At 64.6% G+C, this 26,884-nt stretch carries 24 protein-coding genes; 15 read left to right on the top strand and 9 right to left on the bottom strand.

Features of this window, described 5'->3' with window-relative positions:
• The first annotated feature begins 32 nt into the window (after positions 1 to 32).
• The 9 genes from smc (at position 33) to BDD18_RS00290 (ending at position 12,810) form a co-directional block, all read left to right on the top strand.
• Complete coding sequence (gene smc, locus BDD18_RS00330; RefSeq protein ID WP_142080729.1) at positions 33 to 3,557, top strand: chromosome segregation protein SMC; 3,525 nt, start codon at positions 33 to 35, stop codon at positions 3,555 to 3,557.
• 19 nt (positions 3,558 to 3,576) lie between these two features.
• Positions 3,577 to 4,716, top strand: a complete 1,140-nt coding sequence (locus BDD18_RS00325; RefSeq protein ID WP_066693838.1) for a cell division protein FtsZ — start codon at positions 3,577 to 3,579, stop codon at positions 4,714 to 4,716.
• 152 nt (positions 4,717 to 4,868) lie between these two features.
• Positions 4,869 to 6,992, top strand: a complete 2,124-nt coding sequence (ligA, locus tag BDD18_RS00320) for an NAD-dependent DNA ligase LigA (RefSeq protein ID WP_142080728.1) — start codon at positions 4,869 to 4,871, stop codon at positions 6,990 to 6,992.
• The gene (locus tag BDD18_RS00315; RefSeq protein ID WP_142080726.1) at positions 6,992 to 7,924 is read left to right on the top strand and encodes a patatin-like phospholipase family protein; all 933 of its coding nucleotides are present in this window, start codon (positions 6,992 to 6,994) and stop codon (positions 7,922 to 7,924) included. The genes ligA and BDD18_RS00315 overlap by 1 nt, the downstream gene beginning before the upstream one ends.
• A 66-nt stretch (positions 7,925 to 7,990) precedes the next feature.
• Entirely contained in the window at positions 7,991 to 10,345 is a 2,355-nt protein-coding gene (locus BDD18_RS00310; protein WP_142080724.1) for a penicillin-binding protein 1A, read from the top strand.
• A 345-nt stretch (positions 10,346 to 10,690) separates the two neighbouring features.
• Positions 10,691 to 11,245 (top strand): sigma-70 family RNA polymerase sigma factor, encoded by a 555-nt coding sequence (locus tag BDD18_RS00305; RefSeq protein WP_142080722.1) that lies wholly within the window; start codon positions 10,691 to 10,693, stop codon positions 11,243 to 11,245.
• 14 nt (positions 11,246 to 11,259) lie between these two features.
• The gene (locus BDD18_RS00300) at positions 11,260 to 11,718 is read left to right on the top strand and encodes an anti-sigma factor family protein (RefSeq protein WP_142080719.1); all 459 of its coding nucleotides are present in this window, start codon (positions 11,260 to 11,262) and stop codon (positions 11,716 to 11,718) included.
• The gene (locus tag BDD18_RS00295) at positions 11,715 to 12,188 is read left to right on the top strand and encodes a Spy/CpxP family protein refolding chaperone (RefSeq protein ID WP_066693823.1); all 474 of its coding nucleotides are present in this window, start codon (positions 11,715 to 11,717) and stop codon (positions 12,186 to 12,188) included. The genes BDD18_RS00300 and BDD18_RS00295 overlap by 4 nt, the downstream gene beginning before the upstream one ends.
• A 139-nt stretch (positions 12,189 to 12,327) precedes the next feature.
• A complete protein-coding gene (locus BDD18_RS00290) occupies positions 12,328 to 12,810 on the top strand; it encodes a hypothetical protein (RefSeq protein WP_066693815.1) in 483 nt (160 codons plus the stop codon).
• 58 nt (positions 12,811 to 12,868) lie between these two features.
• Here the strand turns inward: BDD18_RS00290 and BDD18_RS00285 are convergent, their stop codons facing one another.
• Positions 12,869 to 13,420, bottom strand: coding sequence for an NUDIX hydrolase (locus BDD18_RS00285; protein WP_142080717.1), 552 nt, complete (start codon positions 13,418 to 13,420; stop codon positions 12,869 to 12,871).
• Positions 13,421 to 13,528: 108 nt separating this feature from the next.
• Entirely contained in the window at positions 13,529 to 14,224 is a 696-nt protein-coding gene (locus tag BDD18_RS00280; protein ID WP_142080714.1) for a fumarylacetoacetate hydrolase family protein, read from the bottom strand.
• 146 nt (positions 14,225 to 14,370) lie between these two features.
• Between BDD18_RS00280 and BDD18_RS00275 the strand changes: the two genes are divergently transcribed.
• The 3 genes from BDD18_RS00275 to BDD18_RS00265 are packed head-to-tail and all read left to right on the top strand — an operon-like array spanning position 14,371 to position 16,439.
• A complete protein-coding gene (locus BDD18_RS00275; RefSeq protein WP_044402876.1) occupies positions 14,371 to 14,820 on the top strand; it encodes a MarR family winged helix-turn-helix transcriptional regulator in 450 nt (149 codons plus the stop codon).
• 60 nt (positions 14,821 to 14,880) lie between these two features.
• A complete protein-coding gene (maiA, locus tag BDD18_RS00270; protein WP_066786333.1) occupies positions 14,881 to 15,549 on the top strand; it encodes a maleylacetoacetate isomerase in 669 nt (222 codons plus the stop codon).
• Positions 15,546 to 16,439, top strand: coding sequence for a purine nucleoside phosphorylase YfiH/LACC1 family protein (locus tag BDD18_RS00265; RefSeq protein WP_244938949.1), 894 nt, complete (start codon positions 15,546 to 15,548; stop codon positions 16,437 to 16,439). The genes maiA and BDD18_RS00265 overlap by 4 nt, the downstream gene beginning before the upstream one ends.
• Here the strand turns inward: BDD18_RS00265 and BDD18_RS00260 are convergent.
• A complete protein-coding gene (locus BDD18_RS00260; RefSeq protein WP_142080712.1) occupies positions 16,356 to 16,679 on the bottom strand; it encodes a hypothetical protein in 324 nt (107 codons plus the stop codon). The two genes, BDD18_RS00265 and BDD18_RS00260, sit on opposite strands and share 84 nt — an antisense overlap.
• Before the next feature lie 125 nt (positions 16,680 to 16,804).
• Between BDD18_RS00260 and BDD18_RS00255 the strand changes: the two genes are divergently transcribed.
• The 3 genes from BDD18_RS00255 (at position 16,805) to phbB (ending at position 20,712) form a co-directional block, all read left to right on the top strand.
• Positions 16,805 to 18,505 carry a PHA/PHB synthase family protein gene (locus BDD18_RS00255; protein ID WP_142080710.1) on the top strand — a complete coding sequence of 567 codons (1,701 nt, stop codon included), beginning with the start codon at positions 16,805 to 16,807 and terminating at the stop codon, positions 18,503 to 18,505.
• 91 nt (positions 18,506 to 18,596) lie between these two features.
• On the top strand, positions 18,597 to 19,775 hold the full coding sequence (locus BDD18_RS00250) for an acetyl-CoA C-acetyltransferase (protein WP_044402866.1): 1,179 nt from the start codon (positions 18,597 to 18,599) through the stop codon (positions 19,773 to 19,775).
• A 199-nt stretch (positions 19,776 to 19,974) separates the two neighbouring features.
• Positions 19,975 to 20,712 carry an acetoacetyl-CoA reductase gene (gene phbB, locus BDD18_RS00245; RefSeq protein ID WP_044394578.1) on the top strand — a complete coding sequence of 246 codons (738 nt, stop codon included), beginning with the start codon at positions 19,975 to 19,977 and terminating at the stop codon, positions 20,710 to 20,712.
• 207 nt (positions 20,713 to 20,919) lie between these two features.
• Here phbB and BDD18_RS00240 read toward each other — a convergent pair whose 3' ends face one another.
• The 6 genes from BDD18_RS00240 to BDD18_RS00210 all read right to left on the bottom strand — a co-directional run bounded on the left by BDD18_RS00240 (position 20,920) and on the right by BDD18_RS00210 (position 26,880).
• Positions 20,920 to 21,078 (bottom strand): DUF3309 family protein, encoded by a 159-nt coding sequence (locus BDD18_RS00240; protein ID WP_015014216.1) that lies wholly within the window; start codon positions 21,076 to 21,078, stop codon positions 20,920 to 20,922.
• Between the two features lie 366 nt (positions 21,079 to 21,444).
• Positions 21,445 to 22,533 carry an IS5 family transposase gene (locus BDD18_RS00230; protein ID WP_142080708.1) on the bottom strand — a complete coding sequence of 363 codons (1,089 nt, stop codon included), beginning with the start codon at positions 22,531 to 22,533 and terminating at the stop codon, positions 21,445 to 21,447.
• An 82-nt stretch (positions 22,534 to 22,615) separates the two neighbouring features.
• Positions 22,616 to 23,890: an acyl-CoA dehydrogenase family protein gene (locus BDD18_RS00225; protein ID WP_142080705.1), complete on the bottom strand. Its 1,275-nt coding sequence runs from the start codon at positions 23,888 to 23,890 to the stop codon at positions 22,616 to 22,618.
• 45 nt (positions 23,891 to 23,935) lie between these two features.
• Positions 23,936 to 25,021, bottom strand: coding sequence for a phosphotransferase (locus BDD18_RS00220; protein ID WP_142080703.1), 1,086 nt, complete (start codon positions 25,019 to 25,021; stop codon positions 23,936 to 23,938).
• A 156-nt stretch (positions 25,022 to 25,177) separates the two neighbouring features.
• Complete coding sequence (locus tag BDD18_RS00215) at positions 25,178 to 25,897, bottom strand: Crp/Fnr family transcriptional regulator (RefSeq protein ID WP_066693789.1); 720 nt, start codon at positions 25,895 to 25,897, stop codon at positions 25,178 to 25,180.
• 203 nt (positions 25,898 to 26,100) lie between these two features.
• Positions 26,101 to 26,880: an oxepin-CoA hydrolase, alternative type gene (locus BDD18_RS00210; RefSeq protein ID WP_142080701.1), complete on the bottom strand. Its 780-nt coding sequence runs from the start codon at positions 26,878 to 26,880 to the stop codon at positions 26,101 to 26,103.
• Positions 26,881 to 26,884: the final 4 nt, after the last annotated feature.

Genomic DNA, 26,884 nt, shown 5'->3' with positions numbered 1-26,884 from the left:
TGTCCTTGCTCCACGCTCCCTCCGCCTGACCCGTGCGTCTTACCTCCATCAAGCTCTCCGGCTTCAAGTCGTTCGCTGAACCCACCAATTTCATGCTGCCTGGGCAACTGGTGGGCGTGGTGGGGCCGAACGGTTGCGGCAAATCCAACATCATGGATGCGGTGCGCTGGGTGCTGGGCGAGAGCAAGGCCAGCGAGCTGCGTGGCGAGAGCATGCAGGACGTGATCTTCAGTGGCACCACCACCCGCAAGCAGGCCAGCCGCGCCAGCGTGGAGCTGGTGTTCGACAACTCCGACCACCGCGCAGGCGGCCAGTGGGGCCAATATGGCGAGGTGGCCGTGCGCCGCGTGCTCACGCGCGACGGCACCAGCAGCTACTTTCTGAACAACCAGCCCGTGCGCCGCCGCGACGTGCAGGACGTGTTTCTGGGCACCGGCCTGGGGCCACGGGCCTACGCCATCATCGGCCAGGGCACCATCAGCCGCATCATCGAGTCGCGCCCTGAAGAGTTGCGCCTGTTCCTGGAAGAAGCGGCCGGGGTCTCCAAATACAAAGAGCGTCGCCGCGAGACCGAAAACCGCCTGGCCGACACGCGCGAAAACCTCACGCGGGTGGAAGACATCTTGCGCGAGCTGAACGCCAACCTCGAAAAGCTGGAAAAGCAGGCCGAGGTGGCCGCCAAGTACAACGCGCTGAACGCCGACGCCACCCTCAAGCAGCACCAGCTGTGGTTCTTGAAGCGCGCCGACGCCGAGGCCGAGCAGACCAAGGTGCGCCTGGAAGGCCTGCAGGCCGTGAACGACCTGGAATCGCGCATGGCCGACCTGCGCGCTGTGGAGTCTGACTTGGAAACCATCCGCCAGGCGCACTACGCGGCGGGTGACCAGGTCAACCAGGCCCAGGGCAAGCTGTACGAGGCCACGGCCGAAGTGGGGCGGCTCGAAGCCGAAATCCGCTATGTGGTGGAAGGCCGCGTGCGCGTGGAGCAGCGCCTCGTCACCCTGGCCGAGCAGATCGCCCAGTGGCAGGCCCGCAAGGAAGAAGCCGACATCGAGCTGGAAAACCTGGCCGGTGCGGGTGTGGATGCCGAAGAGCGCGCCGAGTTGCTGGCCGCCCAGCTGGAAGAGCAGGCCATGCAGCTGCCCGACCTGGAAGACGCCCTGCGCCAGGCGCAGACCCGCGCCAGCGAGCAGCGCGCCAGTGTGGTGCAGGTACAGCAGCAAATTGGCGTGCTGGCCGCCGAGCAGCGCAGCCTGGATGAACAAAGCCGCCAGCTCGACACCCGCTACGAGCGCCTGCGCGCTGACCGCAACGCTCTGGCCGCGCCCGACGAAGCCCGCCTGAACAACCTGCGCAGCCAGCTCGAAGCCGCCCAAGAGCAGGCCGAAACCACCGAAGCCCGCCTGGCCGAGCTGCAAGACACCGTGCCCCAGTTGGACGAAGACCGCCGCGCCCGCCAGCAGGATGTGAACACCGAAAGTGCGCGACAGACCGACCTGTCGGCCCGCATGGAAGCCCTGAAGGCGCTGCAGGAAAAGGTCAAGACCGACGGCAAGCTGCGCCCCTGGCTGGCCAAGCACGGCCTGGATGGCATGCAGGGCCTGTGGAGCCGCATCCACATCGAACCCGGCTGGGAAAACGCGCTGGAAGCCGCCCTGCGCGAACGCCTGGGCGCGCTGGAAGTGGGGCGCCTCGACATGGTGCGCGGCTTCTTGGGCTCGAACGAAAACGATGCGCCGCCTGCGCGTCTGGCTTTCTACAGCGCCCCTGCTGCCGGTGTGCCTGAGCCCACGGGCGCGCACACCCGGCTGGCAGACCTGCTGCGCATCCACGACGCCAGCCTGCGCGCCGTACTGACCGACTGGTTGCAGGGCTGCAGCATTGCCCAGACGCTGGACGAGGCCCTGAACCGCCGCGCCAGCCTGCAGCCGGGCGAAGTGATCTACGTGCCCACGGGCCACGCCGTCAGCAGCCACAGTGTGAGCTTTTACGCGCAAGACTCCGAACAGTCGGGCTTGCTGGCGCGTGCGCAAGAGATTGAGCACCTGGAAAAGGAACTGCGCGCCCAGGCCCTGATTGCCGACGAATCGCGCACCGCGCTGGTCCGCGCGGAAGCGGCTTATGCCGACGCCTCGCAGCGCTTGGTGGCCGCCCGCCGCGAAGCCACCGAGGCCCAAAGCCGCGCCCACGAGCTGCAGGTGGAAACCCTGCGCCTGACCCAGTTGGCCGAGCAGACCCGTGCGCGCAGCGAGCAGATTGACGCCGACCTGGGTGAGGTCGAGGCCCAACTGGCCGACCTGCAAGAGCGCCGCGTGGCCGCCGAGGCCCGGTTTGAAGAGCTGGACATGCAACTGGCCGACAGCCAGGAGCGCGAAGCCCAGCTGGGCGACCGCGTGATCGAGACCGAGCGAAAGCTCAACGCCTGCCGCGAACAGCAGCGCATGCTGGAGCGCCAGGTGCAGGAAGCCACCTTCTCGCAGCGCAGCCTGGACGCCCGCCGCGCCGAGCTGAACCGCTCCATCGAAACCGCCACCCAGCAGGCCACGGCCCTCACCGACGAGCAGCAGCGCGCCCGCGACGAGCTGGCACGCCTGTCAGACGCCGCGGCGCAGGGCGGCTTGCAGCAGGCGCTGGACTTGAAGATGGACCGGGAAAAGGCTCTGGCAGCCCAGCGCAGCGAATACGACGACCTGACAGCCAAACTGCGCGCCAGCGACGAGCGCCGTATGCAGCTGGAGCGGGCGCTGGACCCGCTGCGCCAGCGCATCACCGAATTCCAGCTCAAGGAACAGGCCGCGCGCCTGGGCCTGGAGCAATACACCACGCTGCTGACCGACGCGCAGGCCGACCTGGAGGCCGTGGAGAAATCCATTGCCGATGGCAACGTGCGCGTGCAGGGCTTGCAGGGCGAAATTGACCGCCTGCACCGCGAAATTGCCGCGCTGGGCGCCGTCAACCTTGCCGCGCTCGATGAACTGAACCTGGCGCGTGAACGCAAGGTGTTCCTCGATGCGCAAACCGCCGATTTGACCGAGGCCATGAACACGCTGGAAGACGCGATCCGCAAGATCGACGGCGAAACGCGCCAGCTGCTCTCGGGCACGTTTGAGACGGTGAACGGGCACTTTGGCCGCATGTTCCCTGAGTTGTTCGGGGGCGGGCAGGCCAAGCTCATCATCACCGGCGACGAAATTCTGGATTCAGGCGTGCAGGTGATGGCGCAGCCACCCGGCAAGAAGAACCAGACCATTCACCTGCTCTCGGGTGGTGAGAAGGCACTCACGGCGATTGCGCTGGTGTTTGCGATCTTCCAGCTCAACCCCGCGCCGTTTTGCTTGCTGGACGAGGTGGACGCGCCGCTGGACGACGCCAACACCGAGCGCTACGCCAAGCTGGTGGCCAGTATGAGCAAGGAAACCCAGTTCCTGTTCATCAGCCACAACAAGATCGCTATGGAAATGGCCGAGCAACTGATCGGCGTGACCATGCAGGAACAAGGTGTGTCGCGCATCGTGGCGGTGGACATGGAGTCCGCCCTGTCCATGGCCGACGCTTGATTTGAACTGACCCCCCCCCATGAACTCATCCCTGTTACTGAGTCTGGCAATCACCGGCGGGCTGGTGCTGGCGGCCATCGTGGCCTACAACGCCTGGATCCTGCACCGCAACGCTCCCAAAAAAGCCTTGCCCCCTGACCCGGACCGCCCGGCCCCCGTCGCAGGCGATCCCTTGCTTGAACCCACCCTGCGCCAGGAGCCTTCGCTCGATGCCGACCTGGGCCCGAGCGATGCCGCCAGCTACGCGAACCTGGATCAGGGTGCAGAGCCGCACGAACACACGGTGGATGCGGGCGATGCCCTGCGCATGCCGGTGCCCACGCACAGCCTGGAACGCCGCCCAGGGCTGGACCCGCTGATCGATGTGATCGCGTCCATCCAGCCCGAAGGCCTTGTCTCTGGCGACGCGGCCCTGGCCGCCTTGCCACCCACGCGCCGCGCTGGCAGCAAGCCTTTTGCCATTGAAGGGCTGAACGACGCCACCCAGCAGTGGGAGACCCCTGCACCCGGCCAGCGCTACCGCAGCTTCCAGGCCGGGGTGCAACTGGCCAACCGCATGGGCGCGCTCAACGAGATCGAGTTCTCTGAATTCGTGATGAAGGCGCAGGGCTTTGCCGACGCCATCAACGCCGCCCCAGACTTCCCCGACATGCTGCAGGAAGTGGCCCGCGCCCGCGAGCTGGACCAGTTCGCCAGTGACCACGACGCGCAGCTTTTGTTTGTGCTGCGCGCCCGTCAGGCCGCCTGGAGCCCCGGCTACGTGCTGCAAAACGCCGCCCGCGTGGGCTTTGTGGTGGGCGCCATGCCCGGCCGTTTGGTGCTGCCCGCCAGCGCACCCGGTCTGCCGCCCGTGCTCACCCTGGGCTACGACACCCAGGCCGCCCTGGCCGACGACCCCGAGCAGTCGGCCATCCGCGACATCAGCCTGAGCCTGGACGTGGCCCAGGTGCACCGCACCGAACAGCCCTTTGCCCGCCTGCGTGAAGTGGGCGCTGCCCTGGCGGAAGCCATGGACGGCGTGCTGTGCGACCAGAACGGCCAACCCTTGCCCGCCATGGCCATGGACCCGATTGCCGCCGACCTGGAGCTGCTGTATGACCAGCTTGATGCGCGTGATTTGTCGGCCGGTTCGGTGCTGGCCCGGCGCCTGTTTAGCTAGAACGTGCTGCCTCTTTTGAGCCGTTTTCGGCGTCTTCTCCCCTGCGGGGAACGGTGCCCTCTCTGCGGGGCGGCCTTTGCTCGGTGTTCCTGGCGCCAGCCTTGCCCTTTGCAGGCAACGCGCCCCGTGTCTGTCGATGCCGATCACAACCCATGACCGAAAATTTAGACCTTTTTTCGGCTCCAGCGCCCGAAAATAAAGCGCAAGCAGCTATCGATTTAGAAGCAAAAGCTGCCGCCTTGCGCGCCCAATTGAATCAGTGGGCCCACCAGTATTACGTGCTGGACGAGCCCACCGTGCCCGATGCCGAATACGACCGCGTGTTCCGCGAGCTGCAGGCGCTGGAAGCTGCGCACCCGCACCTCATCACCCCGGATTCGCCCACACAGCGCGTGATTGGCGCGGTGATGGAAGGGCTGGCCCCGGTGCGCCATGTGGTGCCCATGCTCAGCATCCACACCGAAACCGACACCGAAGCCACGGGCGCGCAAGCGTTCGACGCCCGCGTGCGGCGCGAACTGGGGCTGACCGAGGCCGACCCCGCCATCGAATACGTGGCCGAGCCCAAGTTTGATGGCCTGGCCATGAGTCTGCGCTACGAGCGCGGCCGCCTGGTGCAGGCCGCCACGCGGGGCGACGGCGAGGTGGGCGAGGACGTGACGCACAACATCCGCACCATTCGGCAAATCCCGCTGACCTTGCCTGAGGGCGTACCCCCAGTGCTGGAAGTGCGTGGCGAGGTCTACATGCGCCGGGCCGACTTTGATGCGCTCAACGAACGCCAGCGCGAGCAGGGCGGCAAGACCTTTGTGAACCCGCGCAACGCCGCAGCGGGGGCCGTGCGCCAGCTCGATTCGAACATCACCGCCCAGCGCCCGCTGAGCTTTTTTGCCTACGGCCTGGGCGCCATCACGCCGCCAGCCGAAGGCGGGCCGGTGTTCCGCACGCATTACGAGATGCTGCAGACCCTGAAATCTTGGGGTTTTCCGGTCGCAGCGCAGGTGCAGATTGCGCGAGGTGCTACGGAATTGGTAGCGTTTCACCAGCAGGTGGGCGCCAGCCGCGATGCGCTGCCCTACGACATTGATGGCGTGGTCTACAAGGTCAACTCGCTGCAGTTGCAGCGCGACCTGGGCTTCAAGACCCGTGAGCCGCGCTGGGCCGTCGCGCACAAGTACCCCGCGCAAGAGATGGCGACCAAGGTCGAAGGTATCGACATCCAGGTGGGCCGCACGGGTAAGCTCACGCCGGTGGCGCGCTTGGCACCCGTGTTTGTGGGCGGCGTCACGGTAACCAATGCCACGTTGCACAACCTGTTCGAAATCCGCAAAAAAGGCGTGCGCGTGGGCGACCAGGTGATTGTGCGGCGCGCAGGCGATGTGATTCCCGAGGTGGTGGGCGTGATGGCTTCCGGCCCGCGCCCGGCCTACGTCAAGAACTTCCGCATGCCGCGACAGTGCCCCATTTGCGGCAGCGAGGTGGTGCGCGAAAAGGGCGAGGCCAACCACCGCTGCACGGGCGGCCTGTTCTGCGCGGCGCAGCGCAAGGAAGCCATCCTGCACTTTGCCGCCCGCCGCGCCATGGACATCGAGGGCCTGGGCGACAAGCTGGTGGACCAGTTGGTGGATGCCAACGTGATCCGCACGCTGCCCGACCTGTACCGGCTGGGCCTCACATCCCTCATCGCGCTGGATCGCATGGCCGAAAAGTCGGCGCAAAACGTGCTGGCCGCACTCGAAAAATCCAAGCAGACCACCTTGCCGCGTTTTCTGTTCGGCCTGGGGCTGCGCCATGTGGGCGAGGCCACGGCCAAAGACCTGGCAAGGCACTTCGGCACGCTGGACGCCATCATGGATGCGAGCGTCGAGCAGCTGCTGCAGGTGCCCGATGTGGGCCCCGTGGTCGCACAAAGCCTGCACACCTTCTTTCAGCAACCGCACAACCGCGAGGTAGTGGAGCAGTTGCGCGCCTGCGGCGTGACTTGGCCCGAAGGCGCCCCGGCCGAGCGCGCCCCCCAGGTGCTGGCGGGCAAAACCGTGGTGCTCACCGGCACACTGCCCACCCTGAGCCGCGACGCCGCCAAAGACCTGCTCGAAGCCGCCGGTGCCAAGGTGGCCGGCTCGGTCAGCAAAAAAACCAGCTATGTGGTGGCTGGCGAAGACGCGGGCAGCAAGCTGGCCAGAGCGCAGGAACTGGGCGTGCCCGTGCTGGACGAGGCGGGCATGCTGGCGCTGCTGCAGCACACAGGCGGCACCGCCGCACAAGAAGGGGCCTGATGGCGTTGTCGCGGCGTACACCCCGGCTGGGGCTGGCATTAGGCAGCGGCTCGGCGCGTGGCTGGGCGCATATCGGCGTGCTGCAGGTGCTCGACGAGGAGGGCGTGCGCCCCGACATCGTTTGCGGCTCTTCGATTGGCGCGCTGGTGGGGGCCGCCTACGCGGCGGGCGAGCTGGCGCGTTTTGCCGACTGGGTGCAGGGCCTGGGCATGCGCGATGTATTCGGCTTCATGGACTTCAACCTCACGGGCGGCATGCTCAAGGGCGAAAAACTGATTGCCTTCTGGCGCCGCAATTTCGCGGACTTTAATATCGAATCGTCGCCCATGCTTTTTGGGGCTGTGGCCACCGATCTGCATTCGGGCGCTGAAGTGTGGCTGCGCCATGGCTCCATCGCCGACGCGGTGCGTGCCTCGATTGCGCTGCCGGGCCTGTTCACGCCCGTGGCGCGAGCAGACGGGCGGCTGCTGGTGGATGGCGGCATCGTCAACCCCGTGCCCACGTCGCTTGCGCGCGCCATGGGGGCGGACATCGTGATTGGTGTAGACCTGAACTCCGACATCCTGCACCGCCACATGCAGCCGCTGGCCGTGGTGCAGACGCCTGCACCAGATTCCGACGCGGTGCCCGAGCCCGAGCCACCCAAGAGCAGCGGCTGGATGCAGCGCCTCACACCCTGGCGCGCCGACGAGCCCGCAGCGGCTGATGTGCAGCGGGTGCCGTCAATGCTGGACGTGGTGATGACCAGCGTTGCCATCATGCAGATGCGCATCACCCGCAGCCGCATGGCCGGCGATCCGCCCGAGGTGGTGGTGGCGCCTGCGCTGGCCAACCTGGGGCTGCTGGATTTTCATCGCGCCAGTGAGGCCATCGAAGAAGGCCGCCGCGCCGCCAAGGCCAGCATGCCGCAACTGCGGCGCTTCATGGGTTAATGCTCCTATATTAATAGCGTGTACCGCTTGATACATAAGCGCTAGCGGCGCTTTTATACTGTTCTCATGTCGCTTTTTGAATCCCTTTCAGTGCGCTGGGTTGCGCTGCGCTCCGCGCTGGCCCGCCTGGTGCGCCGGCCCGAACGGCTGGTGTCGCTGCACAGCCTGGTGTGGCTGCTCGCCGCCTTGCCGCTGGCACTGCTGCTGTATGCGGTTGCGCTGGTTCCCTTCACCCCGGGCATTGGCGATATCCGCAAGGCCAAGACCGAGCAGCCCGCGCAGCTCATGTCGGCCGATGGCAAGCTGCTGGCCGAATACCGTTGGGCCAACCGAGAGTGGGTGGCGCTTGACCAGATTTCCCCGAACGTGGTGAACGCGCTCATCGCCACCGAAGACCACCGCTTTTACGACCATTTCGGACTGGACTGGCGGCGCACGGCGTCGTCGGTGCTGCTCACGCTGCGGGGCGACCCGCAGGGCGGCTCGACCATCACGCAGCAGCTGGCGCGCAACCTTTTCCCCGAGGAAATCGGCCGCTCGCGCACCGTCACGCGCAAGCTCAAGGAGGCGATCACGGCGCTGAAGATCGAGGCGACCTACTCCAAGGACGAGATCCTTGAAACCTATCTCAACACCGTGCCGTTTCTCTACAACGCGTTTGGTATCGAGATGGCCGCGCGCACGTATTTCGACAAGTCGGCCGACAAGCTCAATGTGCTGGAAAGCGCCACGCTGATCGGCATGCTCAAGGGCACGGCTTATTACAACCCGGTGCTCAATCCCGAGCGCGCACTGGCGCGGCGCAACACCGTGCTGTCGCAAATGCTCAAGCGCGGCAAGCTGGAGCAAAAGCAGTTCGATGCCCTGAAAAAGCGCCCGCTGCGCGTCAACTTCGAGCGACAGACCGAGGTGATGGGCCCGGCGCCGCACTTTGCGATGCAGTTGCGCAAGCAGCTCATCGGCTGGGCGGACGCCAATGGCTACAACCTGTATGCTGACGGGCTGGTGATTCGCTCCACCATTGATTCGCGCCTGCAAAACTATGCCAACCAGGCCGTGGCCCGCCAGGGGCGCCAGTTGCAGGAGGTTGCCGACAAGGCGTGGGCCCGCCGCGATGGCTGGGGCCCCGGCAACGAGCTGGTGCTGGCGCTGGTGCGCGAGAGCGCCGAATACCGCGCCGCGCAGGAAAAAGGCACACCGCCCGATGAAGCACTGCACACCCTGCTGGCCGATGACAGCTTCATGCTCAAGCTGCGCCGAGAAAAAACGCGCGTGCAGGCGGGTTTTCTGGCGCAGGACCCGGTTACCGGCCATGTGCTGGCGTGGGTGGGCAGCCGTGACTTTGGCATTGACCCGTACGACCATGTGGCGGCCGCGCGCCGCCAGCCAGGCTCCACGTTCAAGCCCTTTGTGTACGGGGCCGCTTTTGCCCAGGGGGCATCACCCAACGATGCGCTGATGGACTCGGCCGTTGAAATTCCGCTGGGGGGTGGCCGCGTGTGGCGGCCCACCGACGGCCGCGCGCCCAGCGAGGAACCCATGACACTGGCCGATGGCCTTGCTTACTCAAAAAACACCATCACCGCGCAGCTGATGCAGCAGGTGGGCCCCGCCCGCGTGGCCGAGGTGGCGCGCGCCCTGGGCGTGCGGCAGTCCCCGCTCGAAGAAGTTCCCTCGCTGGCGCTGGGCACGAGTCCTGTCACCTTGAAGGAAATGATTGCGGCCTATTGCAGCATCGTGAACCTGGGCCGCTACGTCGAGCCTGTGCTCATCACCCGCATCGAAGACAAAAACGGCAAGGTGCTGGAGACATTTGCTCAGTCCACGCCCGAGCCCGTGTTTGACGCCCGCGCCGCCCAGACCCTGCGCAACACCATGCGCGGCGGGGTAGACCGGGGCACGGCCACGGCGATCCGTTCGCGCTATGGCATCCAGGCCGATGTGGCGGGCAAGACCGGCACCACCCAGGACAACACCGACGGCTGGTTCATCCTGATGAACGCCCGCGTGGTGGCGGGCGCCTGGGCGGGCTTCAACGACGGCCGCATCACACTGCGCAGCGACTACTGGGGGCAGGGTGCGCGCAGCGCATTGCCGATAGTGGGCGAGTTCGTGCAACAGGGGCTGCGCGCCAGGGTGATCAATGGCAACGAGAGGTTTGTGGATGAGTTTGCGCCGGTAGAGCTGCCGCCGCCGCCAGATGCACCGCTGGACAGCGTGCGTGACTGGATTCGCGGGCTGTTCGGCGGCGGTGAGTCGCGGTCTGCGCCGCCAGCGCCACCAGCGCTCCCACCGGGCACCTTGCCCCCGGTGACCACCGACGATGCGCCATCCGTTCAGTTCACGCCGATGGTTCCGCCGCCCCCACCACTCGTTCCGTTAACGCCAGCCACGCCTGCGCAGGACTGGGCGGGAGGGTGAGCTGTTGAGCGGTGTGCCAACGCTGCGGGTGCATTGAATGTCGATGCAACGCAGCCCAAACCGGCCGCCGTTGTGGTCGCTGAAATTGGCTAGCAGCTTTTATTGCGTCACGTATCCGCATCCCGCAACACTTGCGACCTTGCCCCCGCACCTCGCTTGTGGTGAAAGGCAGGCTTTCGTGGTTTCGCAGCCCGGGCTAACCAGGCCGTGCGGAGCCCCCGGCACACAGCGGCCTTCTGATGTCCATCGACATGCCAGGACGCGGGCGCGCGTAGCACCAGAGCCCGGAATCACAAAATTACATGGAACATTCCGGCCACCCGCGCGTTGAAGCCCTCGTTCACCATGGGAATCTGCAGCCACCTCGATGACGAAGAATGCGCCGCGCACGCACAGCGGGGTGATCGCGCAGCGTTTTCGGAGCTGGTGGGCCGGTTTCAGAATCGCATCTACCGCTTTTTAGTGCGGCTCACGCGGTCGCCCGACGATGCGTTGGAGTTGACGCAGGAGACGTTTTTGCACGCCTACCAGGCGCTGGCGCGCTGGACGCCAGATGCCCGGCTGAGCACCTGGCTGTTTCGCATTGCCCGCAACCTGGCGTTTGACTGGCTGCGGCGCGGCAAGCGCGTGGCCTTTGTGCCGTGGGACGAAGACCAAGCCGCCAGCCACCCCGACCCCGCACCGGCGCCCGATGCCGTGCTGGAGACGGCCCAGCGCTTCCAGGGCCTGGAGAAAGCCCTGGCGCGTTTGCCGCCAGAGCACCGCGAGATCCTGCTGCTGCGGGAGATCGAAGAAATGTCGTATGAAGACATTGCCGCCGTGCTTCAACTGAACGTCGGCACCGTCAAGTCGCGCATCGCACGGGCGCGCGCCGGGTTGCTGGAAAAAATGCCGCGCTGAATGGAGACCTTGCCATGACTTGCCCCCACCACGACGATCTGTCCGCCTATGCGGACGACATGGTGCAACCCGCTGAACGCGCCCGCTTCAGCCAGCACATGGCGGGCTGCCCGGTGTGCCAGCACCGGCTTGATGAAATTACCGCGCTGGGCCAGAGCCTGCGCGCCATGCCGTCGCCCCAGCTGGGCTTTGATCTGGCTGCGCAACTGAACGATCGGCTGAACGAGCGCCAGCGTGACCGCCAGCGCGCCTCGCGCCCGGCGCCCCCCTGGTCCGGCTGGCTGGGCTGGATGCCGGCAGGGCTGGCCGGCGGACTGGCGCTGGCGTCGGGCATCTGGCTGGGCGGCCTGCTGCTGGGCGGCGGTGCTGCCATGGCACCGGGTGCCGGTCTGGTGCGGGTGTTTGATCCGGTGCCACCGGGCGGCCTGTGCGCCGCCGCAGAACTCTGTCGTCTTTCGAAAGGAATGCCATGAACCGCCGCAGCGTACCCGCATGGCTTTTGGCCGTGTCGCTGGCCCTGAATGCGGGCATCCTGGTGGCCGCAGCCATGCACCTGTTGCAACCGCAGCCGGGTGTGGATGCCGTGCGCACAAGCCCCGTGAACCTGCCGGATTACCTGGAACTGAGTGCCGAGCAGCGCCAGCGCTGGCAACAGCTCGAACCCGCCTTTCTGCGTGAGGTGGCCGCGAACTGGGCCGAGATCCGGCGCCACCGCGAGGCGCTGGTGCGGCACATTTTTGCCGACCCGCCGCAGCGCGCCGCCATCGACGCAGAGCAGGCCCGCATTGCCGCCTTGCAGGACGTGCAGCAGCAACGCGTGATTGCGCAGTTGCTGGCGGAGCGCGCGCTGCTTGACGAGGGGCAGCGTGCCCGCCTGATGGCCCTGCTGCTCAGCCGCTATGCCCAGGAATCCACGGAAGAGGAACTGCTGCACCGCGATTGAGCGCCGCCGGAGCGGGGCCGCTGGAGGGGTTGCATTAAAAAAGATGCAAAACAGATGGAACATTTGTGGTCGTCCTTCGTTTGAAGCAACAAGGCCCGGCAATTGCCGGCCCTTTTGTTCAACCTACCGGAGTCTTCTCATGAAATCCCCTCTGTACCTTGTGCTCGCCGCCGCCTTGACCCTGCCGTTTGCCACGCTGGCCGCCAGCCCGGCTGGCCATGACCACGATGCGGCCGCACCCCAGAAAATCGAACTCAATGCCGGCAAGAAATGGCACATCGATGCCCCGCTGCGCCAGGGCATGAGCGCCATGCACAAGGCCGTCAACCGCACGCTGCCGCTGGCCCACGCGGGCAAGGCCCAGGCAGCCGACTACGACGCCTTGGGCGCAGAAGTCTCCAAACAGGTCGCGTACATCGTGGAAAACTGCAAGCTTGATCCGAAGGCCGATGCCCAGTTGCACATCGTGATCGGCGAGATCCTGGGCGGCGTGGATGCCGTGCAGGGCAAGGAAGGCGACAAGGCGCGCGCTGCCGGGGTGGTGAAGATTGCCCAGGCACTCAACACCTACGGCCGCCATTTTGATCACTCCGGCTGGAAATCCATCCCGATGCCCCATTGAATGAATGAGCGACCGAGCGCCTCGTGGCCCTGGCACCGCACGGTGCGAGGGCACGGGGCTATTCCACGTCGATGCAGTGCAGCCCGAAGCTGCCACGGCGCCGGTCGGCAAAGTAGGCCGCCAGCGTTTCCTTGACGGTGCGAAACGCCAGTTCGTCCCACGGAACCTCTGCCTCGGTGAACAGCCGCGCCTCGATGGTTTCATAGCCGGGGTTGAACTGGTCGCTGAGCAGCCGGGCGCGGTAAAACAGGTGCACCTGGCCTACGCGGCGCACGTTCAGCAGGCTGAACAGCGGGCCCATCTCGATCTGGGCGCCGGCTTCCTCGTCGGTTTCGCGGGCTGCGCCCTGTGCCGTGGTTTCATCGAGCTCCATGAACCCGGCGGGCAGCGTCCACTTGCCCCAGCGCGGCTCGATGTTGCGCTTGCACAGCAGCACCCGGCCGTCGGTGAACTCGGGCACGGTGCCCACCACGTTCAGCGGGTTTTCGTAGTGAACGGTGTGGCAGGCGGGGCACACGGCGCGCTGCTTGGTGTCGCCGTCGTCGGGCAGGCGGTAGGCAACGGCCGTGCCGCAGTCGCGGCAGTGTTTGATCGGGCTGCGAAAGGTCATGCCAAAAATATAAGTCAAATAGGCCGCTAGCGCTTATGGGTAAAGCGCAGGCAGCTATTAAAAGTGAAGTGAAGTGAGTTGAAGTGAATGCAGGCGCTGCCTGGGCGGCTACACCACGCTCAGGCGCAGCGGGGTGAGGCCGTCCACGCCGCCTTCCAGTGTGTCGCCGCGCACCACGGCGCCCACGCCTTCGGGGGTGCCGGTGTAGATCAGGTCGCCGGGGGCCAGCTCCCAGGCGGCCGACAGGTGCTCGATGGTTTCGGCAATGTTCCAGATGAGCTGGGCCACGGTGCTGCGCTGGCGGTCGGCGCCATTGACCTGCAGCCAGATGGCGGCCTTGGCGATGTCACCCGCCTGATCGATGGGAGTGATGGGGCCAATGGGGGCGCTGGCGTCAAAGCCCTTGCCAATGCACCAGGGGCGGCCCTGTTTCTTCATGTCGTTTTGCAGGTCGCGGCGCGTCATGTCCAGGCCCACGGCGTAGCCGTAGATGTGCGAGAGCGCATCGGCCGCCTTGATGTTCTTGCCCCCCTTGCCAATGGCCACCACCAGCTCGATCTCGTGGTGCAGGTTGGTCGTGAGGGACGGGTAGGGCAGCGGGGTGGTGGCGCCGGGAGGGGCGACCACGATGGCGTCGGCTGGCTTCATGAAGAAGAAGGGTGGCTCGCGCCCTGTGAAGCCCATCTCCTTGGCGTGCTCTTCATAGTTACGGCCCACGCAATAGATGCGGTGCACCGGAAATTGCGCTTCAGTGCCCACCACAGGAACGCTGGGGGCGGGGGCGGGGGGGAACACGTAGCTCATGTCTGCCTTTCGTTGTGGTGTGGCTGCTGTGCGCAGCCCAAAAACAGTGCCGCGCCCGCTAGCGAAGCATGGCTTGGCTGTGGGCGCATGAAGTGCAGTGTGCCACGGGCACGGGCTGTTTGCAGGGGGGCGCTACACTCGCGCCCATGCCCAAGAGCTTCGATTTACACACCGCGCCGGGCCACCTGGTTCGGCGAGCGCACCAGCGCTCGGTGGCGCTTTTCATGGAAGAAGCCGCCGACTTTGATGTGACGCCCGTGCAGTTCGCCATCTTGCACGCACTGCTGGAACAGCCGGGCGAGGACCAGGTGACGCTGGCCACCCGTGTGGCGTTTGATGCCGCCACGTCGGGCTCGGTCATCGGGCGCCTGGAAGCGCGCGGCTGGGTGCGGCGTGAGCCTGATACCCAGGACCGGCGCCGCAAACTCCTGTGGATCACCCCCGAAGGCGAAGCTGCCGTGCTGCGCATGCGCCCGGCCGCCCAGCGCGTGCAGGAAAGGCTGGTCGCCCCCCTGACGCCGCAGGAACAAGCCCAGCTCAACGCCTTGCTGACCAAACTGGTGTTCAGCACCGGCACCGAAAGCCACGGGCGCTGAGGTGTTGGGGGCGTCCCCATCCCTGCGTCAGTACCCCCGTTATCCGCTTTGCGCTTGACCATGAAGCTCTACAACTATTTCCGATCCTCGGCCTCTTTTCGCGTGCGCATCGCGCTCAACATCAAGGGCCTGCCTTATGAGTACCTGCCGGTGCACCTGCTGCGTGGCGAGCACCGCGACCCGGCCTACGCCAACCTGGTAGGTGACGCCCTGGTACCCGCCCTGGTCACCGACGAGGGGGCCGTGCTGCCGCAATCCATGGCCATCATGGAATATCTGGAAGAGCTGCAACCCACCCCTGCGCTGTTACCCACCACGCCCCTGGCCCGCGCCCGGGTGCGCGCCCTGGCGCAAATGGTGGCTTGCGAAATCCACCCGCTGAACAACCCCCGCGTGCTCAAGTACCTCACCGGTACCCTGCACGCCGATGAAGACGCGAAAAATGCCTGGTACCACCACTGGGTGCGCCAGGGCCTGGAGGCCTTTGAGCGCCAGCTGGCACTGCTGGCCGCCGAGCGGCAGGCGCAGGGGCTGGCCCCCTCGGTGTATTGCTGGGGTGACACCCCCACGCTGGCCGATTGCTGCCTGGTGCCGCAAATCTTCAACGGCAAGCGCTTTGGCGTGAACCTCGATGGCCTGCCGCTTACCATGGCTGCATTCGATGCCTGCATGGCCCTGCCTGCATTCGCCCAGGCCCAGCCCTCGGCGTGTCCGGACAACGCGCCGTGAGCGGCGATTTAGGCGCTGCGCTGCCCGCAGATTGGCTGGTGCCTGAGTGGCCTGCCCCGGCGGGCGTGCAGGCCCTGTGCACCACGCGCGCAGGCGGTGTCAGCCAGGGGCCCTATGCCAGCATGAACCTGGGCACGCATGTGGGCGACGACCCCCAGGCGGTGCAAACCAACCGCGCCCGCCTGCAGGCGGCCCTGGGTCAATCCACACCGGGCGCCCGCCCTGTGTTTTTAAGCCAGGTGCATGGCACGGGCGTGGCTGCATTGACCGCCTCCACCCCCGACAACACCCAGGCCGACGCCTGCGTGGCGACCGAGGCTGGCGTGGTGTGCACCATCATGGTGGCCGATTGCCTGCCGGTCTTGCTTGCCCACACCAGCGGCGCTGTGGTGGGGGCTGCACACGCGGGCTGGCGGGGCCTGGCGGGCCAGGGCGGGGTGGGTGTGCTGGAATCTGCCATGCACGCACTGTTTGAGCGATTTCACGCTCTAGCGCTTACCAATAAAGCGCAAGCAGCTATTGAAAATGTAGCAAGCAACGCTGAAAGTTTGGAAGCGGTTGCCCGCGGCACCTTGGCCTGGCTGGGGCCTTGCATCGGTTCGCAGGCTTTTGAGGTGGGCCCGGAAGTGCGCGAGGCGTTTTGCGCTGCGGGCCCCCAATACAGCTCCTGCTTTGTTCCATCGCCCACCCAGCAGGGTAAATGGCTGGCCGATTTGGCAGGCCTGGCCCGTTTGCGCCTGCAGGCCATGGGCGTCACGCGCATTTATGGCAATGACAGCAGCGCAGCGTGGTGCACGGTCACGCAGTCAGCCCGGTTCTTTTCCCATCGGCGTGACACGGCTTTGCTCGGCGGCAGCGGGCGTCTGGCCGCCTGCATCTGGCGGGGTTGAGGCGGGCGCCGCCGCCTGGGCCTGTGCTTCTTCGTAGGCGGCCCGCTCGGCCATCTCGCGCGCCTTGATGGCGCGTTTGCGTGATGGGGTGCCCAGGATGTAGCCCACGATGCCCATCGGCAGCAAGCCATACAGCACAAACGTCATGACAGCGCCCAGCACCGTACCCATGGGGCTGGTGGCCTCGGCCACTGCCATCATCAAAGTGACGTAAAGCCATGCAATCAGGACAAGGTACATTGGTGTGTATGTAGGTGAAACGCTCCATCATGGTTGCCATGCCCCAGCGGGTTGGGCAACAATGAACCAGAGCGGGTGAAAACCCCTGCAGCCCGCCCGACGGACCACCCTTTGAGGAACGCAGCATGAATTCTGAAGCACTCTGGGCCCAAGGTGCCCAGCAATTCCAACAGATATTTGGAGACAGCTGGGCCAAAGCGCTGCAATCCTTCCAGAACCTGGACCTGGGCGGTACCCCGGGCAAGGTGCCTGCGGTGCAGTTGTCTCCCGCCAAGCTGCAGGCCCTGCAAGAGCAGTACATGAAGGAGGCGCAGGCGCTGTGGTCGCAAAGCCTGCAAGGCACGCCCGAGGTGAAAGACCGCCGCTTCAGCGGAGACGGTTGGGCTTCCAACCCCGTGGCGGCCTTCTCAGCGGCTGCCTACCTGCTCAATGCTCGCACCCTGATGGGCTTGGCCGATGCGGTAGAGGGCGACGAAAAAACCCGTGCCCGCATCCGCTTTGGCGTGGAGCAGTGGATGGCCGCCATGGCCCCGAGCAACTTTCTGGCCTTCAATGCCGAAGCGCAGAAAAAAGCCATCGAAACCAAGGGCGAGAGCATTGCCAAGGGCATGCAAAACCTGCTGCACGACATTCGCCAGGGCCATGTGTCGATGACGGACGAGAGCCTGTTCGAGGTGGGCCGCAACGTGGCCACCACCGAGGGTGCCGTGGTGTATGAAAACGAGCTGTTCCAGTTGCTCGAATACAAGCCCCTCACCACCAAAGTGTACGAACGGCCCTTTTTACTGGTGCCGCCTTGCATCAACAAGTTCTACATCCTTGATTTGCAGCCCGACAACTCCTTCATCCGCTACGCGGTGGAGCAGGGGCACCGCACCTTTGTGGTGAGCTGGCGCAATCCTCACGAAGACTTGGCCCACAAAACATGGGACGACTATGTGGAAGACGGCGCCATGGCGGCCATCGACGTGGTGCAGAGCATCACCGGGGCCGACCAAATCAATGCGCTGGGCTTTTGCGTGGGCGGAACCATTCTGAGTAACGCCCTGGCGGTGATGGCAGCACGCGGGCAAGAGCCCGTGGCCAGCGCCACCTTCCTCACCACGCTCATCGACTTTGCCGACACCGGCATTCTGGACGTGTTCATCGACGAGGCATTCGTGCAGTTCCGCGAGTTGCAAATGGGCAAGGGCGGGCTGATGAAGGGGCAAGACCTGGCCTCGACCTTCAGCTTCCTGCGCCCCAATGACCTGGTGTGGAACTACGTGGTGGGCAACTACCTCAAGGGCGAAACGCCGCCCCCGTTCGACCTGCTGTACTGGAACAGCGACAGCACCAATCTGCCCGGTCCCTTCTACGCCTGGTACCTGCGCAACTTCTATCTTGAAAACAACCTGGTGCAGCCCGGCAAGCTCACCGTGTGTGGCGAGAAGCTGGACCTGGGCCAGCTCACGCTGCCCGTGTACATCTACGGCTCGCGCGAAGACCACATCGTGCCCATCAACGCTGCCTATGCGTCCACCCAGGTGTTGCCCGGCAAAAAGCGGTTTGTCATGGGGGCCTCGGGCCACATCGCCGGTGTCATCAACCCACCCGCCAAGAACAAACGCAGCCATTGGATTCGCGCCGATGGCAAGCTGCCCGCCACCCTGGAGCAATGGCTTGAAGGGGCCACAGAACATGCGGGCAGCTGGTGGACCGATTGGTCCCACTGGTTGAAGGCCCACGCTGGCAAGCAGATTGCCGCCCCCAAGACCTATGGCAAGGGCGCCAAGTTCAAGGCCATCGAGCCAGCTCCTGGCAGCTACGTTAAGCAAAAGTCCTGACTTGCAGGACTGAGAGAATGTTTGGGCTTGCCCCTCGAAGCGCATGGTGATGCGCCACCGGGCAAAAGAGATTCACACTGAAAGGACTTTCATGGAAGACATCGTTATCGTTTCTGCCGCCCGCACTGCGGTGGGCAAGTTTGGCGGTTCGCTGGCCAAGACCCCGGCAACCGAGCTGGGCGCCGTGGTGATCCGTGAAGCCATCGCGCGTGCTGGTTTGGCGTCTGACCAGATCGGTGAAGTCATCATGGGCCAGGTGCTGGCTGCTGGCGTAGGCCAGAACCCTGCCCGCCAAGCCATGATGAAGGCTGGTGTGGCGAAGGAAACACCCGCTTTGACCATCAATGCCGTGTGTGGCTCCGGCCTCAAGGCCGTGATGCTGGCTGCCCAGGCCGTGGCCTGGGGTGACAGCGAAATCGTGGTGGCGGGTGGGCAGGAAAACATGAGCCTCTCGCCCCACGTGCTCAATGGCTCGCGCGATGGTCAGCGCATGGGCGACTGGAAGATGGTGGACACCATGATCGTGGACGGCCTGTGGGACGTCTACAACCAGTACCACATGGGCATCACGGCCGAGAACGTCGCCAAGCAATACGGCATTACCCGTGACATGCAAGACGCCCTGGCCCTGGCCAGCCAGCAAAAAGCTGCAGCCGCCCAGGATGCGGGCAAGTTTGTGGACGAAATCGTGGGTGTGAGCATTCCCCAGAAAAAAGGCGACCCGGTTGTCTTCAACGTGGACGAGTACCTCAACCGCAAGACCAGTGCCGAAGCCCTGGCGGGCCTGCGCCCCGCGTTTGACAAGGCCGGCAGCGTAACGGCCGGCAATGCCTCGGGCATCAATGACGGCGCCGCCGCCGTGGTAGTGATGAGCGCCAAGAAGGCCGCAGCGCTGGGCCTCAAGCCCCTGGCGCGCATTGCGGCCTTTGGCACCAGCGGCCTGGACCCCGCCACGATGGGCATGGGCCCCGTGCCTGCTTCCCGCAAGGCTCTGCAACGCGCTGGCTGGAACGCCGCCGATGTGGACTTGTTCGAGTTGAACGAAGCGTTTGCGGCACAAGCCTGCGCAGTGAACAAAGAGTTGGCCATTGATCCTGCCAAGGTCAACGTCAACGGCGGTGCCATCGCGATTGGCCACCCCATTGGCGCGTCGGGCTGCCGCATCTTGGTGACCCTGCTGCACGAAATGCAGCGCCGTGATGCCAAGAAGGGTCTGGCGGCCTTGTGCATTGGCGGCGGCATGGGCGTTTCGCTGGCGCTTGAGCGCTGAGCCCACTGCTTTTTTTGATCCCCTGCAAGGCCGCGCGGATGCGCGGCCTTTTTCATGCCCGTTGCACCCGTGCGACGGTCTGCATGTTTCGTTACTTTTTTTGGAAAAGACCGCACGCTCCAGTGTTTACCTGCACAGCCAGCTCACAAATTTTCGGTAGAGTGGTGCCAGGCAGATCACTTACACAAGGAGAAATAGCATGAGCCAAAAAGTAGCGTATGTAACCGGTGGCATGGGTGGCATTGGTACCGCTATCTGCCAGCGTTTGCACAAGGATGGTTTCAAGGTCATCGCCGGCTGTGGCCCCACGCGTGACCACGCCAAGTGGCTGGCAGAACAAAAAGCCCTGGGCTTCACCTTTTACGCATCGGTGGGCAACGTGGGCGACTGGGATTCGACCGTCGAGGCATTCACCCAGGCCAAGGCTGAGCATGGCACCATTGATGTGCTGGTGAACAACGCCGGTATCACCCGCGACCGCATGTTCCTGAAGATGTCCCGCGAGGACTGGGACGCCGTGATCGAAACCAATCTGAACAGCATGTTCAATGTGACCAAGCAAGTGGTTGCCGACATGGTGGAAAAGGGCTGGGGCCGCATCATCAACATCAGCAGCGTGAACGGCGAAAAGGGCCAGGCGGGCCAGACCAACTACTCTGCTGCCAAGGCTGGCATGCACGGTTTCTCCATGGCTTTGGCGCAAGAGCTGGCCACCAAAGGCGTGACCGTCAACACCGTGAGCCCCGGCTACATCGGCACCGACATGGTCAAGGCCATCCGCCCTGACGTGCTGGAAAAGATCGTGGCCACCGTTCCCGTCAAACGCCTGGGTGAGCCCAGAGAGATCGCTTCCATCATTGCGTGGCTGGCGTCGGACGAAGGCGGCTACGCGACCGGCGCAGACTTCTCTGTGAACGGTGGCTTGCACATGGGCTGATCGTGATATTGGCGCAGGAGGCGTGCCCGTTGGCGCACGGGCCTCCGTCGCCAATCTTGAGGTTGCTCGGACATTCTTTCCCGAGCAACTCATCAAAGCAAAAGGGAGCGTGCTTGGCAGGCTCCCTTTTTTGTTTCAGTCTGGGTTGTGCGTTGATTGCACAAGCAGCTGGTGGCTTGTAGCAGTTTGCGCAACTTCAATAGACCGTCATATCCTGCCCATGAGCAGCAAGATGACCAGTATCAGCACTACCAGACCGATCCCCCCGCTGGGGCCGTACCCCCAAGAGCGGCTGTGACCCCATGTGGGCAGAGCGCCAATCAGGATCAAGATCAGGACGATTAGGAGAATCAGGGAAAGGGACATAGCACTTCCTCGGTGTGTTGAGATGAAGTGCATTGTGGGAGGGCCAGTCAATGCCCCGTGCAGGTAGCGAACCTGCAGCGGGGTCAGGGATTTCCCACAGATACCGAGCGACTATCCGCCACTAGCCCCTGTGCCTGCCAACCAAATTTGGAGACCCCAGGGAAGTGCAAATCATGCACTTCCCTGCGTATCGCTCGTGGGCAGCCTATGCCTTAGCAGGCCGTTGAAAAAGTGGGCATCGAACGCATCAGGGACGCTGTTTTCGAAGAAACGAGTGGCCCAGACGCGTCTGCGCAGCGATTGCACCGGCCAATCTGGCCTGTTTGCAGGCCATCTCGCCCATTTCGGGCGCACGTATCCCCGGGCTCACGCATGATGCGCGTCCCACCAGCCGCCGATGCTGCCCATGCGCACCAGGTTGTAGGTGGCAAAGCACAGCAGCGCCTGACCCGTGAGCTTGGCCTGACCGATGAGCTTGGTCTTGGCCAGACCACCCACGGTCTTGATCCAGCCAAAGGCCTCCTCAATGCGCTTGCGCACCTTCTGACTGGTCTTGTAGCCCTCGTGTCGGGTGATCCGGGCATCCACCGCCGAGTGCTTGTCCTTGGCCGCCACGTGCGGCGTGACCTTGAGCTTTCGGCAGCCCTTGATGAAGGCCTTGCTGTCGTAGCCCTTGTCGGCCCCGACCGTAGCCCGCTTGTTCTTGTTGTCCCGACGCTTCAACATGGCCAGCGCCGCCTCGCGCTCGGCGGTGCCGCTGGCATGGGTGATCTCCACGTCCACGATCAGACCGTTGCGGTTTTCCATGAGGATGTGCGCCATGTGGCACAGGCGAGCCTTGTCGCCCGCGCTCTTCTTGAACAGCCGGGCATCGGGGTCCGTGGTACTGGCGTGGGTGTCGTTGCAGCGCTGCTGTCCTTTGAAGTCCACCTCGGGATTGCGCCCCTCAGTCGGGGTTTGGTCGTCGTCCCGGCGCTTGAAACTTTTGTGCGAGGCCCAGGCCTCGATCAGCGTGCCGTCCACGCTGAAGTGTTCGTCGCTGGTCAACTTCGCCCAATCGGCGGTGTGCTTGACCCGCTCGAAGAAGGCGCGGGCCAAGTCTTCGTTGAAGAGCCGCTCGCGGTTGGCGCTGAAGGTGGAGTGGTCCCAGACCTTGTCCTCGATGTTCAGGCCCACGAACCAGCGGTACAGCAGGTTGTAGTTGACCGCTTCGACCAACTGGCGCTCGCTGCGGATGGAGAACAGGATCTGCAGCAGCAGGGCCTTGAGCAGCATCTCCGGCGGCACCGAGGGGCGGCCCCGGCGGGCGTACACCGCGTCGAACTCGCGGTTCATCGTCGCCAGCAGCGCATCGACTGCGGCGCGCAGTTTGCGCAGCGGGTGTGTCTGCGGCACGCGCTCTTCAAGGCTGATGTAGCTGAACATCGCCCCCTGGAAGTCTTGGTTGCCTCTCATCGTCCTCGTCTGGGTTGTTCGCCGATGGCTTCAGATCGTACTGGCCGACGCCAGCGTCGGCGGGGGATTTTTCAACGGCCTGTTAGGCGCCGCGTGTGATGGGCACGCCCGCGTCGCGGCCGTAGCTGCCGTACTTGCCCAGCTCCCACTTGGCAATGGCGTTGCGGTGCACTTCGTCCGGGCCGTCTGCAAAGCGCAGGGTGCGCGCACCGGCGTAGGCGTAGGCCAGGGGGAAGTCGTCGCACATGCCGCCGCCGCCGTGGGCCTGCATGGCCCAGTCGATCACCTGGCAGGCCATGCTGGGGGCTACCACCTTGATCATGGCGATCTCGGTCTTGGCCACCTTGTTGCCTGCCACGTCCATCAGCCAGGCGGCCTTCAGGGTCAGCAGGCGGGCCATGTCGATCTTGCAACGGGCTTCGGCAATGCGCTCTTGCGTCACGGTTTGCTGGGCCACGGTCTTGCCAAAGGCCACGCGGCTGCTGGCGCGCTTGCACATCAGCTCCAGCGCGCGCTCGGCCAGGCCAATGAGGCGCATGCAGTGGTGGATGCGCCCGGGGCCCAGACGCCCTTGGGCGATCTCGAAGCCACGGCCTTCGCCCAGCAGGATGTTGGAGACGGGCACGCGCACGTTTTCAAACGTCATCTCCACATGGCCGTGGGGGGCGTCGTCGTAGCCGAACACGTTGAGCGGGCGAATGATCTTGATGCCGGGGGTGTCAGCGGGCACCAGCACCATGCTTTGCTGCGAGTGCTTGGGCGCATCGGGGTCGCTCTTGCCCATGGTGATGAACACAGCGCAACGTGGGTCGGCCGCGCCCGAAATCCACCACTTGCGGCCGTTGATGACGTATTCGTCTCCCTGGCGTTCAATACGGGTTTCAATGTTGGTGGCGTCGCTTGATGCCACGGCCGGTTCAGTCATGGCGAAGGCAGAGCGAATCTTGCCTTCGAGCAATGGCTTGAGCCAGCGGGCCTTGTTCTCTTCACTGCCGTAACGGGCAATGGTTTCCATGTTGCCGGTGTCGGGTGCCGAGCAGTTGAACACTTCGCTGGCCCATGGCACGCGGCCCATGATTTCTGCCAGGGGCGCATATTCCTGGTTGGTGAGGCCTGCGCCTGCGTAGCCTGAGGCGGCGGCGCTGTCCACCGGCAAAAACAAATTCCACAAGCCTGCGGCTTGGGCCTTGGGCTTGAGGTTTTCGATGGTGTTCAGTGCACTCCAGCGTTTTCCTGCAGCCGTGTTGGCCTGCAGCTCGGCCGTGTAGTCGGCTTCGGCTGGGTAGATGTGCTCGTCCATGAACTGGAGCAGTTTGGCCTGCAGTTCTTTGGTTTTGGGGGAGTAGTCAAAGTCCATGGGGTTCTCCGTGAAAAATTGGTCGTGTGGTTCTGTGGGGCAGGGTCAGCCGCGCTGGGCAAAAGACCAGGCCAGTTGCGCCATGGGACGGGCCGTTTCGCCCGAGGCCTTAGCCTGCGCGCTGGAGGCGGTGCCTGCCTCCACCCGCTTGGCAATGCCCTGCAAGATGGCCGCGATGCGGAACATGTTGTAGGCCATGTAGAAGTTCCAGTCGGCCCGCAGTGCTTCGGGCGTGGCAATGCCAGTGCGCTCGCAGTAGCTGCGGATGTAGCTGTCTTCGTCCGGAATGCCCAGTGCGGCCAGGTCTTGCCCTGCAATGCCGCGCCCCAGTGCCGCCGGGATGTGCCAGCTCATGCAGTGGTAGCTGAAGTCAGCCAGCGGGTGGCCCAGGGTGGACAGCTCCCAGTCCAGCACGGCGATCACGCGGGGCTCGGTGGGGTGGAACATGAGGTTGTCCAGCCGGAAGTCGCCATGCACGATGGAGACTTGGCTCTCATCCCTGGCGCTGGCAGGCATGTGTGCGGGCAGCCATTCCATCAGTCGGTCCATCTCTTCGATGGGCTGGGTGATAGAGGCGACGTATTGCTTGCTCCAGCGGCCAATCTGGCGGTCAAAGTAATTGCCGGGCTTGCCATAGTTGGCCAGGCCCCGATCAGCAAACTTCACGGTGTGCAGCGCGGCAATCACGCGGTTCATCTCGTCGTAGATGGCGCCGCGCTCGGTCGGCGTCATCCCGGGCAGGGATTGGTCCCACAGCACGCGGCCTTGCATGCACTCCATCACGTAGAAGGCGCGGCCAATCACCGATTCGTCTTCGCACAGCACATGCATGCGTGGCACGGGTACATCGGTGCCTTGCAGGCCGCTCATCACGGCGAATTCGCGCTCGATGGCATGGGCCGAAGGCAGCAGCTTGGCCACTGGGCCGGGCTTGGCACGCATCACGTAGCTGGCGCTGGGCGTGATGAGCTTGTAGGTGGGGTTGGACTGTCCGCCTTTGAACATCTCGACGGTCAGGGGCCCTTCAAAGCCTGGCATGTGGCGACCGAGCCAGCTGGTGAGCGCGGCAACATCGAAGGCGTGTTGTTCGGACACAGGGCGTGTGCCCACGAAGTGGTCAAAGTTGCTCATGTGAGGTTGGGTGTGTAGACGCGGCAAGGCTTTGCGGACGTGCAGCGCGCCGCATGCGGTGATATGAGAGGGGCGAGCCTGCCGCTGCAGGTGCGGCAGGTGTGGGGTGCGCAGGGTTTGCGCACGGAGAACACGGCGGTGACCGGAAGTGGACCTTCAGATGTCTGCTTCGGCAATGCGCATCAGTGCTTCGCGGTTGCGCACCACCAGGCCACCCGGCTCGATGCGAATCGCATCCTCGCGTTCCATGGCTTTGAGTTCCTGGTTCACCCGCTGGCGCGATGCGCCCAGCAATTGCGCCAGCTCTTCCTGGGCCAGTTGCAGGCCAATGCGCATCTCGCTGCCGTCCGACAAACTGGGAATGCCATAGCTGCGCACCAGGTGCATGAGCTGCTTGGCCAAGCGCGCCCGCAGGGGCAGGGTGTTGAGGTCTTCCACCAAGCCATACAGTTGCCGAATGCGGCGTGCATGCAGGCGCAGCATGGCTTCGTAGAACTCGGTGTGCGCGGCCAGAATTTTCTTGAAGTCTGCCTTGGCCACGCAAAGAATGGTGGTGTCGCCGTGCGCGTAGGCATCGTGCGTGCGCCGATCCCCGTCGAAGATGGCTACGTCCCCAAACCAGATGCCCGGCTCCACATAGGTCAGCGTGATCTGCTTGCCCGAGATGGAGGTGGAGCTGACCCGCACCGCGCCGCGCGCGCAGGCAATCCACTCCTCGGGCGGATCGCCCCGGGCGGCTATGAGGCCGCCGTCTTTGAAGCGTTTGACGTATGCACATCGGAGGATGTCGTGTCGCAATGACGGAGAAAGGGATGAGAACCAGCGACCGGAATTGATCGCTTCACGTTCTTCGATGGTAAGAATCGGGTCGTCCATGGTCTGTCTTTTGGGTGACTGGAAACAGCTTCATTGTCGCGTGAGGGACCGGGCTATTCGCTCAGTGTTGTCACCTGTGTGTCTGTGTCTTGGGCGCTTAGCCTGCGACGTACAGACGAAAAAAATGCCCTGGGCCGAGAGGGGCGCAGGGCACAGGCCTTCACCAGCCTTGGCAGGCTGGTGAAGGCGGCTGGTGAAGGCGTTCACTCGTAGCGCGGCGCGCGCTTTTCCAGAAACGCTGCAATGCCTTCCCCCGCGTTCGGGTGGTGCAGGTTTTTGACGAAGTGATCGCGTTCACTGTTGAGGTGCTGGCTCAGCGTTTGGTGGGCGGCATCGCTCAGCAGTTCCTTGATGCTGGCCAAAGCGTTGGGAGCACGTTGGTTCAGGCGATCTGCCAGTTGCAGCGCTGTGCCCAGAGCATCGCCTGGGTTGCTCAGGCGGTTGACCAGGCCCAATGCATGCAGCCGCTCGGCGGTGATCTTGTCGCCACACATCAACAGCTCGGTGGCCAAAGGGCGGGGAAGGGTGTGTGCCAGGCTCCAACTGGCGCCTCCGTCGGGCGACAGGGCCACATTGCTGTATGCCATCAAAAACACCGCATCGCGTGCTGCGACCACCATGTCGCACGCCAGGGCCAGCGAAAAGCCTGCGCCAGCCGCAGCGCCTTCCACCGCCGCGATGATGGGCTTGGGGTAGGTGCGGACGGTCTCGATCCATTGGTGCAGGCCTTCAATGCGCTGGGCTTGCACTTCGGGGGGCTGCTGGCGGTTGGCCTGCAGGCTTTGCAGGTTGCCGCCCGAGCAGAACATGCCGCCCGCGCCGGTGATGACCACGCTGCGTACATCGGGGCTGCGCTCGGCCACGATGAGTGCTTCGATGCAAGCCGCGCCCATGGAGGGCTCCATTGCATTGCGCAGACCGGGGTTGCTCAGGGTCAGAACCAGCGTCTGACCTTCACTGGTGCTCAGGAGTTGGGCGGGCATGGAT

The sequence above is a fragment of the Acidovorax temperans genome, assembly GCF_006716905.1.
GTDB lineage: Bacteria > Pseudomonadota > Gammaproteobacteria > Burkholderiales > Burkholderiaceae_C > Acidovorax > Acidovorax temperans.
Note: the sequence above shows the minus strand (reverse complement) of the source record. Positions and strands in the feature narration are given on the sequence as shown.

Bases quoted from the DNA above. Each gene is read 5' to 3' on its own strand.
- BDD18_RS00285 (WP_142080717.1), bottom strand. From the start codon at position 13,420: ATGACCTTTCGCAGCCCGATCAAACACTGCCGCGACTGCGGCACGGCC.
- BDD18_RS00260 (WP_142080712.1), bottom strand. From the start codon at position 16,679: ATGTACCTTGTCCTGATTGCATGGCTTTACGTCACTTTGATGATGGCA.
- BDD18_RS00315 (WP_142080726.1), top strand. From the start codon at position 6,992: ATGGCGTTGTCGCGGCGTACACCCCGGCTGGGGCTGGCATTAGGCAGC.
- BDD18_RS00290 (WP_066693815.1), top strand. From the start codon at position 12,328: ATGAAATCCCCTCTGTACCTTGTGCTCGCCGCCGCCTTGACCCTGCCG.
- BDD18_RS00275 (WP_044402876.1), top strand. From the start codon at position 14,371: ATGCCCAAGAGCTTCGATTTACACACCGCGCCGGGCCACCTGGTTCGG.
- BDD18_RS00295 (WP_066693823.1), top strand. From the start codon at position 11,715: ATGAACCGCCGCAGCGTACCCGCATGGCTTTTGGCCGTGTCGCTGGCC.
- BDD18_RS00225 (WP_142080705.1), bottom strand. From the start codon at position 23,890: ATGGACTTTGACTACTCCCCCAAAACCAAAGAACTGCAGGCCAAACTG.
- BDD18_RS00240 (WP_015014216.1), bottom strand. From the start codon at position 21,078: ATGTCCCTTTCCCTGATTCTCCTAATCGTCCTGATCTTGATCCTGATT.
- BDD18_RS00310 (WP_142080724.1), top strand. From the start codon at position 7,991: ATGTCGCTTTTTGAATCCCTTTCAGTGCGCTGGGTTGCGCTGCGCTCC.
- BDD18_RS00305 (WP_142080722.1), top strand. From the start codon at position 10,691: ATGGGAATCTGCAGCCACCTCGATGACGAAGAATGCGCCGCGCACGCA.
- BDD18_RS00280 (WP_142080714.1), bottom strand. From the start codon at position 14,224: ATGAGCTACGTGTTCCCCCCCGCCCCCGCCCCCAGCGTTCCTGTGGTG.
- BDD18_RS00300 (WP_142080719.1), top strand. From the start codon at position 11,260: ATGACTTGCCCCCACCACGACGATCTGTCCGCCTATGCGGACGACATG.
- BDD18_RS00210 (WP_142080701.1), bottom strand. From the start codon at position 26,880: ATGCCCGCCCAACTCCTGAGCACCAGTGAAGGTCAGACGCTGGTTCTG.
- phbB (WP_044394578.1), top strand. From the start codon at position 19,975: ATGAGCCAAAAAGTAGCGTATGTAACCGGTGGCATGGGTGGCATTGGT.
- BDD18_RS00250 (WP_044402866.1), top strand. From the start codon at position 18,597: ATGGAAGACATCGTTATCGTTTCTGCCGCCCGCACTGCGGTGGGCAAG.
- BDD18_RS00325 (WP_066693838.1), top strand. From the start codon at position 3,577: ATGAACTCATCCCTGTTACTGAGTCTGGCAATCACCGGCGGGCTGGTG.
- maiA (WP_066786333.1), top strand. From the start codon at position 14,881: ATGAAGCTCTACAACTATTTCCGATCCTCGGCCTCTTTTCGCGTGCGC.
- BDD18_RS00255 (WP_142080710.1), top strand. From the start codon at position 16,805: ATGAATTCTGAAGCACTCTGGGCCCAAGGTGCCCAGCAATTCCAACAG.
- BDD18_RS00220 (WP_142080703.1), bottom strand. From the start codon at position 25,021: ATGAGCAACTTTGACCACTTCGTGGGCACACGCCCTGTGTCCGAACAA.
- ligA (WP_142080728.1), top strand. From the start codon at position 4,869: ATGACCGAAAATTTAGACCTTTTTTCGGCTCCAGCGCCCGAAAATAAA.
- BDD18_RS00215 (WP_066693789.1), bottom strand. From the start codon at position 25,897: ATGGACGACCCGATTCTTACCATCGAAGAACGTGAAGCGATCAATTCC.
- BDD18_RS00230 (WP_142080708.1), bottom strand. From the start codon at position 22,533: ATGAGAGGCAACCAAGACTTCCAGGGGGCGATGTTCAGCTACATCAGC.